General features: G+C 70.9%; 17 protein-coding genes. 6 read left to right on the forward strand and 11 right to left on the reverse strand.

Annotated elements, in window-relative coordinates:
- Nucleotides 1-72: 72 nt before the first annotated feature.
- Nucleotides 73-495, reverse strand: coding sequence for a hypothetical protein (locus AB0M02_RS25015; RefSeq protein ID WP_364230596.1), 423 nt, complete (start codon nucleotides 493-495; stop codon nucleotides 73-75).
- 205 nt (nucleotides 496-700) lie between these two features.
- On the opposite strand from AB0M02_RS25015, the gene AB0M02_RS25020 reads away from it, so the two are divergent.
- Complete coding sequence (locus AB0M02_RS25020; RefSeq protein WP_364230598.1) at nucleotides 701-1,144, forward strand: nitroreductase/quinone reductase family protein; 444 nt, start codon at nucleotides 701-703, stop codon at nucleotides 1,142-1,144.
- 45 nt (nucleotides 1,145-1,189) lie between these two features.
- Here the strand turns inward: AB0M02_RS25020 and AB0M02_RS25025 are convergent, their stop codons facing one another.
- The 3 genes from AB0M02_RS25025 to AB0M02_RS25035 all read right to left on the reverse strand — a co-directional run bounded on the left by AB0M02_RS25025 (nucleotide 1,190) and on the right by AB0M02_RS25035 (nucleotide 4,247).
- Complete coding sequence (locus tag AB0M02_RS25025) at nucleotides 1,190-2,395, reverse strand: RNA polymerase sigma factor (protein WP_364230601.1); 1,206 nt, start codon at nucleotides 2,393-2,395, stop codon at nucleotides 1,190-1,192.
- Nucleotides 2,392-2,733 carry a YciI family protein gene (locus AB0M02_RS25030; RefSeq protein ID WP_364230603.1) on the reverse strand — a complete coding sequence of 114 codons (342 nt, stop codon included), beginning with the start codon at nucleotides 2,731-2,733 and terminating at the stop codon, nucleotides 2,392-2,394. Before AB0M02_RS25030 ends, AB0M02_RS25025 begins: the two co-directional genes overlap by 4 nt.
- 89 nt (nucleotides 2,734-2,822) lie before the next feature.
- The gene (locus AB0M02_RS25035) at nucleotides 2,823-4,247 is read right to left on the reverse strand and encodes a PLP-dependent aminotransferase family protein (protein ID WP_364230605.1); all 1,425 of its coding nucleotides are present in this window, start codon (nucleotides 4,245-4,247) and stop codon (nucleotides 2,823-2,825) included.
- A gap of 62 nt (nucleotides 4,248-4,309) precedes the next feature.
- On the opposite strand from AB0M02_RS25035, the gene AB0M02_RS25040 reads away from it, so the two are divergent.
- On the forward strand, nucleotides 4,310-5,428 hold the full coding sequence (locus AB0M02_RS25040) for a pyridoxal phosphate-dependent aminotransferase (protein WP_364230607.1): 1,119 nt from the start codon (nucleotides 4,310-4,312) through the stop codon (nucleotides 5,426-5,428).
- Between the two features lie 244 nt (nucleotides 5,429-5,672).
- Here AB0M02_RS25040 and AB0M02_RS25045 read toward each other — a convergent pair whose 3' ends face one another.
- The 3 genes from AB0M02_RS25045 to AB0M02_RS25055 are packed head-to-tail and all read right to left on the reverse strand — an operon-like array spanning nucleotide 5,673 to nucleotide 7,053.
- Nucleotides 5,673-6,020: a DUF1304 domain-containing protein gene (locus AB0M02_RS25045; RefSeq protein ID WP_364230610.1), complete on the reverse strand. Its 348-nt coding sequence runs from the start codon at nucleotides 6,018-6,020 to the stop codon at nucleotides 5,673-5,675.
- 9 nt (nucleotides 6,021-6,029) lie between these two features.
- A complete protein-coding gene (locus AB0M02_RS25050; RefSeq protein ID WP_364230611.1) occupies nucleotides 6,030-6,821 on the reverse strand; it encodes an SDR family oxidoreductase in 792 nt (263 codons plus the stop codon).
- A 16-nt stretch (nucleotides 6,822-6,837) separates the two neighbouring features.
- Nucleotides 6,838-7,053: a hypothetical protein gene (locus tag AB0M02_RS25055; protein ID WP_364230613.1), complete on the reverse strand. Its 216-nt coding sequence runs from the start codon at nucleotides 7,051-7,053 to the stop codon at nucleotides 6,838-6,840.
- A 206-nt stretch (nucleotides 7,054-7,259) separates the two neighbouring features.
- Between AB0M02_RS25055 and AB0M02_RS25060 the strand changes: the two genes are divergently transcribed.
- Entirely contained in the window at nucleotides 7,260-8,123 is an 864-nt protein-coding gene (locus AB0M02_RS25060) for a hypothetical protein (RefSeq protein ID WP_364230616.1), read from the forward strand.
- Between the two features lie 392 nt (nucleotides 8,124-8,515).
- On the opposite strand, the gene AB0M02_RS25065 is transcribed toward AB0M02_RS25060, so the two are convergent.
- The 4 genes from AB0M02_RS25065 to AB0M02_RS25080 all read right to left on the reverse strand — a co-directional run bounded on the left by AB0M02_RS25065 (nucleotide 8,516) and on the right by AB0M02_RS25080 (nucleotide 11,275).
- Complete coding sequence (locus AB0M02_RS25065) at nucleotides 8,516-9,160, reverse strand: isochorismatase family cysteine hydrolase (protein ID WP_364230618.1); 645 nt, start codon at nucleotides 9,158-9,160, stop codon at nucleotides 8,516-8,518.
- A 7-nt stretch (nucleotides 9,161-9,167) separates the two neighbouring features.
- Complete coding sequence (locus tag AB0M02_RS25070; RefSeq protein WP_364230620.1) at nucleotides 9,168-9,851, reverse strand: hypothetical protein; 684 nt, start codon at nucleotides 9,849-9,851, stop codon at nucleotides 9,168-9,170.
- A gap of 70 nt (nucleotides 9,852-9,921) precedes the next feature.
- On the reverse strand, nucleotides 9,922-10,482 hold the full coding sequence (locus AB0M02_RS25075) for a GNAT family N-acetyltransferase (RefSeq protein WP_364230621.1): 561 nt from the start codon (nucleotides 10,480-10,482) through the stop codon (nucleotides 9,922-9,924).
- Complete coding sequence (locus AB0M02_RS25080) at nucleotides 10,463-11,275, reverse strand: class I SAM-dependent methyltransferase (RefSeq protein ID WP_364230623.1); 813 nt, start codon at nucleotides 11,273-11,275, stop codon at nucleotides 10,463-10,465. Before AB0M02_RS25080 ends, AB0M02_RS25075 begins: the two co-directional genes overlap by 20 nt.
- Nucleotides 11,276-11,341: 66 nt before the next feature.
- Here AB0M02_RS25080 and AB0M02_RS25085 point away from each other — a divergent pair, with 66 nt between their 5' ends.
- The 3 genes from AB0M02_RS25085 (at nucleotide 11,342) to AB0M02_RS25095 (ending at nucleotide 14,127) form a co-directional block, all read left to right on the forward strand.
- A complete protein-coding gene (locus AB0M02_RS25085) occupies nucleotides 11,342-11,608 on the forward strand; it encodes a hypothetical protein (protein WP_364230626.1) in 267 nt (88 codons plus the stop codon).
- 66 nt (nucleotides 11,609-11,674) lie between these two features.
- Complete coding sequence (locus AB0M02_RS25090; RefSeq protein WP_364230628.1) at nucleotides 11,675-12,559, forward strand: ABC transporter ATP-binding protein; 885 nt, start codon at nucleotides 11,675-11,677, stop codon at nucleotides 12,557-12,559.
- Entirely contained in the window at nucleotides 12,556-14,127 is a 1,572-nt protein-coding gene (locus AB0M02_RS25095; protein WP_364230630.1) for an ABC transporter permease, read from the forward strand. Before AB0M02_RS25090 ends, AB0M02_RS25095 begins: the two co-directional genes overlap by 4 nt.
- Nucleotides 14,128-14,169: the final 42 nt, after the last annotated feature.

Below are 14,169 nucleotides of genomic sequence, written 5' to 3' on the forward strand. Positions count from 1 at the left end.
GCAGGCCGAGATTGACACCGGGAGACGGGTCGGTGGTTCCGCCGCGGACGACCGACCCTGGTCCGTCCCCGGTCAGGAAGGGGGGAGCGGCGCCTGGAACGTCACCGGCGCGTGGAACTCGCCGACCGCCCCGTGGTTGGTACCGACGACGAACGTGCTGCCGGTCCCGGCCCCGATCCCGGTCGCGCCCCCGGTCCCGGTGCCGGTCGCGGGCCCGAGCAGGGCCAGCAGCCGGCGGGCCGCGTCGAGCACCTGCTCGTCGGCGACCGCGCCGGACTCGACGAGGTCCGCACCGACCTCCTCGGCGATCGCGGCCGGATCGGCGCCCGATTCCAGCTCCTGCAGGGCTTCCTCGGCGTTCCGCCCGGCCAGCAGCGCCGTGAGCCGCTCCCGCAGGGCCCCGTACGCATCTCGGATCGCCGCGCTGGTCGTGTCTGTGAGCCCAGCCGTCGCCCCGGCAGCCAGCGCCGCCGTGATCAGCTCGATACCGTCCACTGCCGTCCGATCTCTCGTCGAGGACCGCCCATTGTGGTGGATCGACGCTCCCGCGCCCAACCCCCGCCAGGGAGACCCGCTCTGGCGGATTCCCGACACCGCGCGCATCGCTCTCAAACGAGAGCACTGCTCTTGACGACATGGACCGCAGTGATGTTCACTGTTCTCAAGCGAGAGCACTGCTCACATTTCCGGAGGAGAGACGATGCGTTACCTGGCTCCCAAGCGCACCACCAACGCGTTCAACGAGGCCGCGAAGTGGCTCACCGCCCGCGGTATCAGCCTGCTGGGCAGCCGGGTCCTGGCGGTCCGCGGCCGCACGAGCGGCGAGGTCCGCACAACGGTCGTCAACCTCTTCACGTACGAGGGCGAGCGCTACCTCCTCGCCCCTCGCGGCCACACCCAGTGGGTCCGCAACCTGCGCGCCGCGGGCGAGGGCGAGCTGCGCCTCGGCCGCCGCACCGAGCCGTTCACCGCCATCGAGATGCCGGACGCCGTCAAGGAGCCCCTGATCCGTCTCTACCTGCGCAAATGGGCCTGGGAAACCGGCGCGTTCTTCGACGGCCTCAAAGCCGACTCCCCCCGAGCCGACATCATGGACGCCGCCCCCGGCCTACCCGTCTTCCGCATCGCCCCACACCCAGCCTGACGTCTCGATTGTGTGTGGATTTCGGGTGCGGAGCGGGGCTGAAGTTCACACACGGGTCACCTCCCGGAGCCGCGCGGTCAGGAAGCGGCGTTCCGGCTCACCGGGCGCCACCTCGATCGCCCGCCGGTAGTCCGCCGCCGCCTCCGCACGCCGGCCGACCCGGCGCAGCAGATCCGCCCGCGTCGCGTGCAGCAGGTGATAACCCTCCAGCCGCCCGTCCGCCACGATCTCCTCCACCAACGGCAACGCCGCCTCCGGCCCCGACGCCATGCTCACCGCCACCGCCCGGTTCAACTCCACGACCGGCCCCGGCGCCACCCGCACCAGATGCCCGTAGAGCCCGACGATCTCCGCCCAATCCGTGGACGAAGCCGTATGACACGCCGCGATCGCCGCCTGCAACTGAAACGGTCCCGCCCGGCCCCGGCGCAGCGCACGCTCACACAACTCCGACCCTTCAGCGATCAGCGAAAGATCCCACAGCGACCGATCCTGATCCTCCAGAACCACCAGGTCACCCGACGCGTCGAAGCGGCTCGCCCGGCGCGCGTCCTGCAGCAGCATCAGCGCCAGTAGGCCCACCGCCTCCGGCTCGTCCGGCATGAGGGCCACGACCAACCGTCCGAGACGGATCGCCTCCCGGCATAGCATGGCCTTCTCCGGCGCGCCGTATCCGGAGTTGAAGACCAGGTACAGCACGTGCAGCAGCGCCGGCACCCGCTCCGGCAGCAGGTGCGCGGCCGGGACCCGGAACGGGATGCCCGCGTTCTTGATGCGCTGCTTGGCACGGAACAGCCGCTGGCCCATGGTCTTCTCCGGCACCAGGAACGCCCGTGCGATCTCCGCGGTGTCAAGACCAGCGAGGGTACGCAGAATCAGCGCGACCTGCGCCTCCGTGCTGAGCGCCGGGTGGCAGCAGGTGAACATCAGCTCGAGGCGCTCGTCCGGGATCTCGCTGTCCGACACGTACGGCACCGGCTCCACGCCGATCAACTCCCGCAGCTTCGCCTGCTCGGCCGTCGCCCGGCGGATCCGGTCGATCGCGCGGTTCCGCGCCGCCGTGGTCAGCCAGGCGAGCGGCTGGTCGGGCACGCCGGACTCCGGCCACTTGCGGACCGCCGCCGCGAAGGCGTCCTGCGCGCACTCCTCGGCGAGGTCCCAGTCCCGGGTGAACCGGATCATCGCGGCGACGATCCGGCTCCACCCCTGCGCGTACACCTCCGCGAGGACCTCGCTGACCTGGGAACTCACTCCTGGTCGAACGGCCAGAACGGGCGCAGCTCGATCACGCCGCCCCACGCCATCGGGTGCCGCGACGCCACCTCGATCGCCTCGTCCAGGTCCGCGCACTCGAGCACGTCGAAGCCGGCGATCACGTCCTTGGTCTCCACGTACGGCCCGTCGGTCAGCAGCACCTCGCCCCCGCGCACCCGCACCGTCGTGGCGTCGGCCGCGGGCCGCACCCGATCACCGATCAGCCGGATCCCCTTGCCGTCGGTCTCCGCGACCCAGTCCTCGACGTTCGGCGCGCCCTCGTCCTGCCCGGGCGTGAAGTCGGGGTCCGTGCAGACCAGCATCAGATAACGCATGTGAAGGGCTCCCATCTCGGTTCGTCGATCATCTTCGCAGTCATGACGAACGGGGATCCGCCTCTACTACCGCCGCGGAGAAAGAAATTTCAGATCGCCATCGCGGGGGGATGCGGGGCGTGGCTGGGCCGCGACTCGTACTCCCGCCATGCCGCGGTCATCCTCCGGACCGCCTCGGTGAGGTCGGCGGGGGAGGCGAGGAAGTGCAGGCGCAGGTGGCTGTCGCAGGTGCGGTCCGGTGCCAGGCCCGCGCCGGGCAGCACCGCGACACCGTGCCGGAGAGCCTGCTGGGCGTAGGACTGGGCGTCGCCGTGCGGCAGGCGCACCCACAGCGTCTGGCCGCCGGGGACCGCGGGCACCTCCCAGGACGGCAGGTGGCGGGCCAGTTCCGCGCGCAGGTGGTCGTGCCGGGCCAGGCGTTCGGCGGCGCCGCGGCGCAGGAGCGGGTCGAGGTGGGGGAGCAGTTCGGCGGCGGCCAGCTGGGCGGGGATGTTGCCGCCGAGGTCGAGCACGGTGCGCATGCGGGCCAGGCGGGCGACCAGCGGCGCCGGCGCGCGGAGCCAGCCGACCCGCAGACCGCCCCACACGAGCTTGCTCAGCGAGCCGATGGTGATCACCGAGTCGTCGTGCAGGGCGAGCGGCGGCGGCGCGGGCTGACCGGGAAAGCCCAGGTCGGCTAGGACCTCGTCGTCGATCAGCGGCACGCCTGCCTGAGTGGCTGTGGTGACGAGGCGCTGCCTGGCTGAGCCGGGGAGCACGGTTCCGGTCGGATTGTGAAAACTGCTTATAGCGTACGCAAGAACTGCTCTTTCCTTGGCAATCGCTCTCGCGAACCCACTGAGGGTGACCGGCACCGTGCGCAGCACCGCTCCCTCCTCGCGGAACGCCTCCAGCGCGCCGAAGTATGTCGGCGCCTGCACGAGCACCCGGTCGCCGGGCCGGATCAACGCTCTGGCCAGCAAAGTCAGAGCCTGCTGGCCGCCCGTCGTGATCAGGATCCGATCGGGGGCGGTGGGTAGTCCGCGCGCCGTGTACCGCTCCGCGACAGCCTCACGCAGCGTGACATGGCCCATGGGGTGATAGCCGATGTCGCCGGTGATGCCCGCCAGCCGCGGCAGTGCGCCGGCGTAGGCCTCCACGAGCTCCGGCGGCGGCGCGTCCGGCGCGGCACACGCCAGCATGATCACGCCGTCCCGGGGTTCGAGCAGGTGAAGAAACGCCGGAACCTCCGTCGTCGTCCGCGAGGACGCGGGTGGCGGCCCTGCGACGCGGGTGCCGCTGCCCTGGCGCCGCACGATCCGGCCCTCACCGCAGAGCATGTCGTAGGCGGCGACCACCGTGCTCCGGCCGACCGCGAGTGCGGCGGCGAGCGCCCGATCCGGCGGCAGGGGCGCGCCCGGCGGCAGCTCGCCCTCGTCGATCAGCGTGCGGATCCGTCCCGCGAGCAGCAGATACAGCGCGCCGCGCCCGGACGACCAGCGTCCCAGGCGCTCGACAAGACCGATTGGCTCCATCGGCAGACCAATCTAGCGGCATTGGACCTGCCCCGCGAGAGGTCCCGGGCGCACGATGAGGCATGACCGATTTCGCGCCGAGTGCCATGACGGCCCTGATCGACGAGCACGCCCGGTACGACCTCGCGGAGAGCACCTGCCCGCCGGTCTCCCTCAGCGACCTCGCGGATCCGGCCGAGCTGGCCGGGCTGCGACTCGGGTACGGAACCACCCGCGGCGGCGCCTCGCTGCGGGAGACGATCGCCACCGGTGTGGGAGTGGCCGCCGACCAGGTACTCGTCACGGTCGGCGGTATCGCGGGGATGTTCCTGCTCGCCCAGGCAGTCTGCGGTCCCGGCGACCGCGTGGTGCTGGTGACCCCGTGTTTCCCGCCGGCCCTGACCGTTCCTGAGGGGCTCGGCGCGAGGATCGACGTGGTGCGCGCGTCCTTCGACGACGGTTACCGCCTGCCGCTGGAGGGAATCGTGGCGGCGCTCGGCCCCCGTACCCGTCTGGTCTCCCTCGCCTCGCCGCAGAACCCCTCCGGAGTGCGCTACACCGAGGCTGAACTGCGCGAACTTCTCGCCGCGATGCACCAGCGCGCACCGCAGGCGGTGATCCTGGTGGACGAGACATACCGGGAGTCGACCTATGGCGACGCCGCACTCCCCGCGTCGGCAGCCCCGCTGTCACCGAACGTGGTGACATGCTCGTCGGTGTCGAAGGCTCACGGCGCGCCCGGCCTGCGCCTCGGATGGCTCACCGTGACCGATCCCGCCCTCTACACGCGACTCCGTGAGGCGAAGTTCGTCACCACGATCGCCTGCTCGAATGTGGACGAATTCCTCGCCGAACGGGTCCTGCGCCGCAGCTCGGCACTGCTCCCGCCGCGCGCCGCCTTCCTCGCGGACCGGCTGGCCGAGCTGCGCGAATGGGCTTCCGGGCAGGCGGTCGATCTCGTGGTGCCGGACGGCGGGCCGCTGTGCTGTGTGCGGTTGCGGCCCGAGGTCGACGTGGAGGCCTTTTACGCGAGGCTGGCGGCGGCCGAGACGCGTGTCGCGCCCGGGCCGTGGTTCGGTGAGACAGAACGAACGTTCCGTCTCGGCCTCGGCCACCTGCCGGCGGCCGAGTTCGCCGAGGCCTTGGAGCGGCTGGCGAGCGCGATCGTGCCGCGGCGGGTGCGGGTCGGTCTCGGGCCGTGAGACGGATCTCCGCGTAGGGTTGAGGCGCGTCCACGCAGGACCGCCGACCCGGAGGGCATCATCGACGACCTGCCGGGCAGCGAGATGGCGCGGGCCGGGCGCGAGGGCGAGACCCTGGAGATCGTGGCTAGGTCGGCGCGTGGCGAGGAGCTCACGTTCCAGCGGACGCTTTCCGACGAGGCGACCAGGAATGCGTACGATGACCGGCTCGTCGCCCTTGAGGCAGAGTGCCGTGGAGTGTTCCTCAGATGATCACGGCGAGTAGCGCGAGCAGTGCCGGGACCGTCTGCACGAACAGGATCCGCCGGCTCGCCGTCGCCGCCCCGTAGGCACCCGCGACCGCCACGCAGACCAGGAAGAACACCTTCACCCCGAGGTCGTCGGCGAACAGCCCCCAGAACAGGCCCGCCGCCAGGAAACCGTTGTAGAGCCCCTGGTTCGCGGCGAGCACCTTCGTCTGCTCGGCGAACTCCGGCGAGAGGCCGAACGCGGCACGCCCCCGCGGCGACGTCCACAGGAACATCTCCAGCACCAGGATGTAGACGTGGATCAGCGCGACGAGCGCGACCAGGGCGTTCCCGAGGAAGATCACCGCGACAGGTTAGCGCTTGAGGTCGTGCTTGCGGTGCGTGACCTTCTCCACGACCGTTGCCGGGACCAGTCGGCGCAGGGCGAAGACGAACGGGGCGTTGCTGCCCACCGCGTACCGTTGCCGTGGTTTTTCGGCCCCGATCGCCGTGACGATGGTGGCGGCGACCCGCTCGGCGCTCACCCCGGCCTTCTCGTTGCGGTCCAGAGCCGCCAGCATCCGCTCGAACTCGGGGCGGTGCGGCGAGTCCGGCGCGATGTACTTGGTGCGCCGCTCGCTGATCCCCGTGCTGATCGAGCCGGGTTCGACCGTGGTGAGCCACACCCCGTAGGGCGAATACTCGTGCCGGGCGCCGTTGCTGAACCCTTTCAGCGCGGCTTTCGAGGCCACATAGGACGATCGGTACGCCAGCGGGAACGACGCGAGCATCGAGCCGATCATCACGACCCTGCCGTACCCGCGCTCCCGCATCCCCGGCAGCGCCAGCTGAGCGAGCCGGACCGCGCCGAAGACGTTGACCTGGAACAGCCGCCGCAGCGCCTCCGCCGGCAGCTCCTCGAACGGCCCCGACTGGCTCTCGCCGGCGTTGTTGACCAGGATGTCGACGTGTTGCAGGGTGCTGCCCAGGTCCTCGATCGACGCGTCGTCGGCGAGGTCGAGCGGCAGGAACTCCACCCCCGGCACCTGCTGCCCCTCGGGTCTGCGGCTCGTGCCCAGAACCCGGTAACCCCGGGCGACCAGCGCCGTCGCGGTCGCCTTGCCGATGCCGGACGAGGCCCCGGTGACCAGGGCGGTGCGCTTCATCGCAGCACCATACCGATCATCGCCGGCGGCGAACCAGCCGAACGCCCTGATTGATCAGCACGCCCACGCCGGTGTTGACGACGGCCAGCAACGCCGCCCCCAGCATCCCGAACCCGAGGTCCATGACCCCGGTGACCCAGAGAATCAGCGGCCACCCGACGGCAGCACCGACCAGCGCACGCCGCCACCAGTAACCCGCCAGCATGCCGAAGACGATCAGGATCGGAATCATCAGGAGCCCCCCAACGCTCCCGCGAATTGTATGCACCCGCTCGCGTGAATTTCCAAGGTCCTCATCGAAGGGCGCGACCTGCGCAAACGTGGGCACTACGCCGTTGCGGAGGGGACGTTGTTCCGAATTGTGTTGAACCGGGCGGCGCCCGCGGCCCGTATCGAACCCCGACCGGGCACATCGACGTTCGACGACGAGGAGTGAGCATGAGGGCGCGTTCCTACCGGCGCAACCAGAGTGGCAGCAGTCGGCGGAAGACGATCGGCGCGGTGGCGATCGCGGGTGTCTTGCTGGCGACCGGTATCACCGGCGTGCAGCTGGCGTCGGCCGGCACCGAGGCCAAGGCCCAGGATGTGATCAACGTCGACGGGCAGCAGTTCGACGTCTCCCAGTGCGCGGACCTCCAGATCAACGGCGGCGCCGTGATCTGTGACGGCGAGGAGCTCGCACCGGTCGAGGAGCAGGCGCCGGGCGACGCGGCGGCGGCCTCGGCGCAGGCACTGGAACTGGCGTGCGACCAGTTCGCGGCGGACATCGCCGCTGCCGAGGGCGGCGCGGGCGAGGAGGCCGGCCAGGAGGAGGAGGCCGGCGCCGAGGAGGGCGCGGCCGGTGAAGAGGGCGCCGCTGGTGAAGAGGGCGCTGCTGGTGAGGAAGGCGCCGCCGGCGAGAAGCAGAGCCCGGCTGAGAAGAAGGCGGCGCGCAAGGCCCTCGCCAAGAAGTGGGCCAAGACGCTGAAGAAGGCCGAGAAGGCCGAGAAGCCCGGTAAGGGCGAGGGCGCGGCCGGCGAGGAAGGCGCGGCCGAGGAGGAGGCCGGTGCGGGTGAGGAAGGTGCCGCCGGTGCCGCTGACGCCGCCGCGGCCGCTGTGATCTCCGCGCAGACCAGCCTGCTCCAGTCCTGCCTGGCCCTGGCCGACGCCAAGGCCGCCCTGGCCGCGGCCGGCGGCGACGCCGGTGCCGGCGAGGACGCGGGCGCTGGTGAAGAGGCCGGCGCTGGTGAGGATGCGGGTGCCGAGGAGGCCGGCCAGGAGGAAGAGGCCGGCGCCGAGGAAGCCGCCACCACCCGGAAGTAACCGTCGCGAGCCGGGTGCCAGGCAAGGGAACGCCGGGCACCCGGCCCGACGGCTACCGGAATGCGGTCTGGACACGTCGACGACCATGGCGATCGGTGGCGCTGCCGGCGTCCGCCTGTGTTCTCCCGTTCTACGTGCCTGAGGTCGGCCAGCCTGTAGTCCGGCCCCGGGCATGTCGCGCCGCACCGCGGAATCTGGCTGCTGCCCTGACCGCCGTGAGTCTCCGCGTTCACGTGGCTGTGGGGCCACCCACGACCGGGACGTGAAACTCAACGACCGCGTAGCGCAGGTAAGACCGGGACTCATCCAGGCCCCGCGCGGCGAAGCGGCAACCACCCAGACGCTGTGTGTGTTCCACACGCGGTGTGGAGGGATTCAGGGCGGAGAGGATGTCAGAGCGCGGCCAGGATTGCGGAGGCCGGCAGCAGCCTGACCCCGATCGCGGCCATGTCGGCCAGCCTCTCCGGAGTCGCCTGGGACACCGCGTCCTCGGCCAGCACCGCCCGGAAGTCCCGCTCGCTGGCGTCGAACAGAGTCGCCCGCGGACAGTTCGGCAGGTTGCACCCCGCGACCACCACGGTGTCCACCCCGCGTTCGCGCAGCCAGTCCTCCAGCCCGGTGCGGAAGAACGCTGACCACCGCGGCTTGAAGAGCACGATCTCGTCTTTCCCGATCTCCTGCGGCACACCGCTGAGAAGCAGGCCGGCGTCGAGCTCCAGTGGCTCGCCCGCATCGGTGGCCAGCCCGGCGATCACTGCCGAGCCCGGTGTTCCCGGTGCGACCGCCTGGCCGCCGGCCTCCACGAAGGCCCGCCGTGGCGGATCCACGTCGGCCGAGCCGGGCTGGTACAGCCGCACGATGTGCACGATTGGCCGCCTCGCCGCGCGGAACCCCTCGGCCAGCCGCGCCACTCCCGGTACGACCTCGTCGGTCCCCGGCACCGGCAGCGCCCCGCCACCGGTGAAGTCGACCTGCATGTCGATGACCACCAGGGCGGACGCCGCCCAGTGCGGTTCGGTGTAATCCGCGGCAGACATGTGCCCATCATGCCCGGCGGGCATTGCTCACGTCGTCCGTGTCCGTCCGCTCCGACGGCGCAGCCGCCGGATCATCGTGAAGGGAGTCGCTGCGCGAGCCCTCCCCCGGCGCCGCATGGCGAGGGCGGTGGCCCCGGTTCGTCCAGCGCCGCCGTACCCTGTCAGCCCATTGTCGCGACTCCCAGGTGATCTGCTGCCGCCTCCGGCGACGCAGCGGGCCCAGGCCCTTGAACAGCCAACGCAGGGCGATCGGGCCCAGAACGGTGAGCGCCAGCACCGGCCCCAGGGGGGTGAGACCGATTTCCGCGATGCCTTCGAACACGACGAGGGCGGCGATGACGGTCGCCAGTCTGCTCAGTGAGTAGCTGCCGAACCGCCGCCACCGCGACCACGACGATGACGGGGGCGGCTTGGTGCCGTTGAGAAGCGCTCGGAAGACGCGCCCCGAGAAGGCCGTGATGACCGCGAGACACAGAGGGAGCGCCACCAGTGCGATCAGCGCGGCGAACGCGGCCGGCCGGTCACCGACCTCGCCGAGCACGTCCGGGGCGAACCACTCCGTCACCCGGAACGTCAGGTAGAGCTCGGCGAATTCGGTGCCGAGGACGACGAACGGCAAACCGATCAGTTGCCATTGGACAAGCCGACGGTCTCCGCGCCTCATGACGGTCAGTGTCGATGCCGTGTGCAACCTGTTGACCTGTCCGGCTACAGTGGATCTCATGGACGACAACAAGGACGCCCAGCTCGTGGAACTCGCCTCACCCAGCGAGGTCGGTCTGTTCGCCCTGGCTCTCGGCGCTGTCGTCGCCTGGGGCCGCAAGGTGTTCAGGCGGGGCTAACGGACGCCGGTAACGAATTTCGGTCATCGCGGCGCCCCGGGTCTCGTCGACCCGGGCCCCGCCGTCCACCGTCCAGCCGCCGGCTTCGTAAAAGCGCCGCGCCCGCTCGTTGGTGTCCAGCGTCCACAGGACGGCCTCGGTGAAACCGGCCGCCGTCAGATGGTCCAGCGCGAACGCCATCAGTTCCCGCCCGAGGCCCTGACCCCAGCGCTCCGGTGCCAGGTAGATCGCATGGATCTCACCGACGTCGTCGTGACCGGACATGGTGAGGAAGCCGGCCAGGCCGCCGTCGTCCAGCACCCAGATCCCGGCGGGTGGCCGCAGGTCGCGGATCCACTCGCGCCAGCCGGGCACCCGCTGCGCCGGGTCCAGCCCGTCCAGGTATTCCTGTGGCATGAGCCCGCGGTAGGCCGCCTGCCACGTGCGGACGTGCAGGGCCGCCAGCGCCGGGGCGTCGGCGTCAGTCGCGGGGCGGATCATGCCGGTAGACCGAGACGTGTGAACGCGACGACGCCGTGAACGGTGCACCGCTCCAGTCCGCGTGCCGCGATTCGAGGGTGAAGCCCGCCAGCTGTCCCATCAGGTCCAGTTCGGCCGGCCAGATGTAGCGGTGCGGACTCCGGAACAGCTGCGCCGTGGACCCGGATCCGAAGTGGAAGTGATGGGACACGACATGCTGCTGAAGCGTGTCGTAGGTGTCCAGCGCGATGTATCCCGGCGAGTTCTCCCACACCGTTGCCGACCGGCCCGGCGGCAGCTGGCGCAGCTCCGGCACCCACAACTCGATCACGAAGCACCCGCCGGGGGAGAGGTGCCGCGCCGCGTTCCGGAAGCATTCCACCTGCTCCGCCTGCGTCTGCAGGTTCGAAATCGTGTTGTACACCAGGTACACCAGAGAGAACGTTCGTTCTACAAGAGCCGTCGACATGTCCCCCACGACGACCGGGATCCGCTCCGGCCCCGCCTTGGTCCGCAACTGCTCGATCATCGGCCCGCTCAGCTCGATCCCGCTGACCGGCACCCCGCGTTCACTGAGCGGCACCGCCACCCGTCCCGTCCCGATCGCGAACTCGAGCGCCCGGCCCCCGTCCGCGAGCTCGGCCAGTCTGGCGACGGCCGGCTCCAGCACCTCCGGCGCGAACATCCCGGTGCCGGGAGTGTCGTACCTCTGTGCGGTGTCCCTGTCCCAGATCTCCTCCTGGCGCATGCCCTCCAACCTGGTCGCCCGCCGGGGTGACGTCCACTGATTTATCAGCGAACCGGCAGCATTCATACAGGTCAGGCTGGACAGTGCCGCGTACCGTTGAATTCCGCAGGTTCAGCAGAGCAAGGAGATCGCGTGAGCGGCTTCATGAAGCGCATGGTTCTCTCGATGGTCGCGTCGAAGCTTTCCCGCATGTCGCAGAAGCGCCACAACCCGGCCGTCGACGGCCTTCTCCGCGAGGTCAACCACCGGATCGCCCGCAGCCAGGGCTACGGCCACCACCCCGGCGCCTACGGGCATCCCGGCGCTTACGGCCACCCCGGCGCCTACGGCCACCACGGTCATTACCGGCACCACGGCCACTACCGCCATCACGGTCACTACCGCCGCCGGTGGTTCTGACCTGAGGCGTCCCCACCTCACTGGCGCTCCAGGCGCAGACTAGGGGTGAGTGAGGGGGGACGATCGATGACCGCGATTGCGATCTCCGGCCTGACCAAGACCTTCGGCCGGACCACAGCACTGGACGGGCTCGACCTGACCGTCGAGGAGGGGGAGGTCCACGGCTTCCTCGGTCCCAACGGCAGCGGCAAGACGACCACCATCCGGGTCCTGCTCGGGCTGCTGCGCGCCGACGCGGGCAAGGTCGAGCTGCTCGGTGGTGATCCCTGGGCGGACGCGGTGGCACTGCACCGCCGTTTGGCGTACGTGCCGGGCGACGTGATCCTCTGGCCCGGTGTCACCGGCGGCGAGGTGATCGACGTGCTGGGCCGGCTGCGCGGTGGCCTGGATCGCAAGCGCCGCGACGAGCTGCTCGAACGGTTCGATCTGGACCCGTCGAAGAAGGCCCGCGCCTATTCGAAGGGCAACCGGCAGAAGGTCGCGCTGATCGCCGCACTCGCCTCCGACGCCGAGCTGCTGCTGCTCGACGAGCCGACCAGCGGTCTCGACCCGCTGATGGAGTCGGAGTTCCAGCGGTGCGTGCAGCAGCTCAAGCGGGACGGCCGGACGGTGCTGCTGTCCAGCCACATCCTGGCCGAGGTGGAGGCGCTCTGTGACCGGGTGAGCATCATCCGGCTGGGCCGCACTGTCGAGTCGGGGACGCTCACCGAGCTGCGGCACCTGACGCGGACCTCGATCTCGGTGGAGACCGCCGCCCCGGTGACCGGCATCGACGGCCTGCCCGGCGTGCACGATGCCGTCCTCAACGAGCACCACGCCCGGTTCGACGTGGACAGTCAGGGCCTGGAGCCGGTCATGAAGCGGCTGGCGGCTCTCGGCGTGCGCAGCATCACCAGCACGCCGCCGACGCTGGAGGAGATGTTCCTGCGGCACTACGGCGACGAGTCATGATCGGGACCCTGCTCCGGTTCAGCCTGCGCCGGGAGCGGATCGGGCTGCCGCTGTGGATCGGCGGGGCTGCTCTGCTTTTCCTTGTCCAATCAACACAGAGCCAGAATTTGTACGGTGACCCGGAGCAGCTCGCGAAACTCCGCGCCACGCTCGGCGGCAACACCGCTGTCGTCGCGATGAGCGGCCCCCTGGAGTTGCTCGACACCATCGGCGGCGAGATCGTGTTCGAGATCTTCGCGTTCATCGCGATCGTGATCGCCCTGATGAACATGTTCCTGGTCGGGCGGCACACCCGCGGCGACGAGGAGGCCGGCCGTGCCGAGCTGATCCGGTCCGCCCGGGTCGGCCGCCGCGAGCCCGTCTACTCGGCTCTGGCCCTGGCCGCGCTCGCCGACCTCGTGGTCGCCGCGGTGATCTTCGCGGTCGCCGCCGGCACCGGGCTGCCGGTCACCGGATCGCTGCTGGTCGCCACCGCGCTGTTCGGGATCGGGCTGCTGTTCGCGGCGCTCACCGCGGTCGCCGCGCAGGTCTTCGAGCATGTCCGCGGCGTCTACGGCGCGGTCGGCCTGGTGATCGGCGCGGCGTACATGCTGCGGGCCGCCGGCGACGCCGGCACCACGGCCTTGAGCTGGGCGTCGCCGATCGGGTGGGGCCAGCGCACTTTTCCGTACGTGCAGGACCGCTGGTGGCCGGTGCTGCTCATGCTCGGCGCCGCCGTCCTGGCGACCGTGGTCGCGCTCGTGGCCCTCGACCGCCGCGACTTCGGTGCCGGCCTGGTCCGCTCCCGTCCCGGCAGCCCGGTCGCGTCCCGCCTGCTCGGCACGCCGGTCGGGCTGGCCTGGCGACTGCAGCGCGGCGCGGTGTTCGGCTGGACCCTCGGTGTCGGCATGCTCGGCGCGGCGTACGGCTCCCTCGGCGACAGCATCGAGCAGTACATCGTCGACAACCCCGAGGTCGCCGAGTTCCTCCCCGGCGGAGCGTCCGACATCGTCGACTCCTACCTCGCGCTCACGCTGACCATGGGCGCCCTGCTCGCCGCCGCCTTCGGGGTCGCCTCGGTCCTGCGAGCCCGCTCCGAGGAGACCGCCGGCCGCGCCGAACCGATCCTGGCCACCGGCGTCCACCGCGACGCCTACCTCGGCAGCCACCTCAACGTCGCCCTGGCCGGCAGCGCCCTCGTCCTGCTCGCCGCCGGCTTCTTCGAGGGCCTGTCGTACGGCCTGACCGTCGGCGACCCCGGCCAGGCCCTCCGGATGCTCGGCGTCGCCCTCGTCTACCTGCCCGCGGTCTGGGCCGTCGTGTCCGTGGCCGTGCTGGCCATCGGCTGGTGGGCCCGCGCCGCCGCGATCGCCGGGTGGGCCGCCCTCGGCTACTGCGCGGTGGTCGAACTGTTCGCCGACTCGTTCAACCTCCCCGACTGGTCCCAGCAGCTCTCACCCTTCGTCCACCTGCCCGCCGCCCCGCTCGAAACAGTCACCGCCGCACCCCTCGCCACGGTCGGCGCCGTGGTCCTCGCCCTGGTCCTGACAGGTTTCGCCGGCTTCCGCCGCCGAGACCTGGGCTACTGACCGCGCTCGCGCGACAACCGGCTGGAGGCGATCGTCACTGTC

The sequence above is a fragment of the Actinoplanes sp. NPDC051861 genome (assembly GCF_040681145.1).
GTDB lineage: Bacteria > Actinomycetota > Actinomycetes > Mycobacteriales > Micromonosporaceae > Actinoplanes.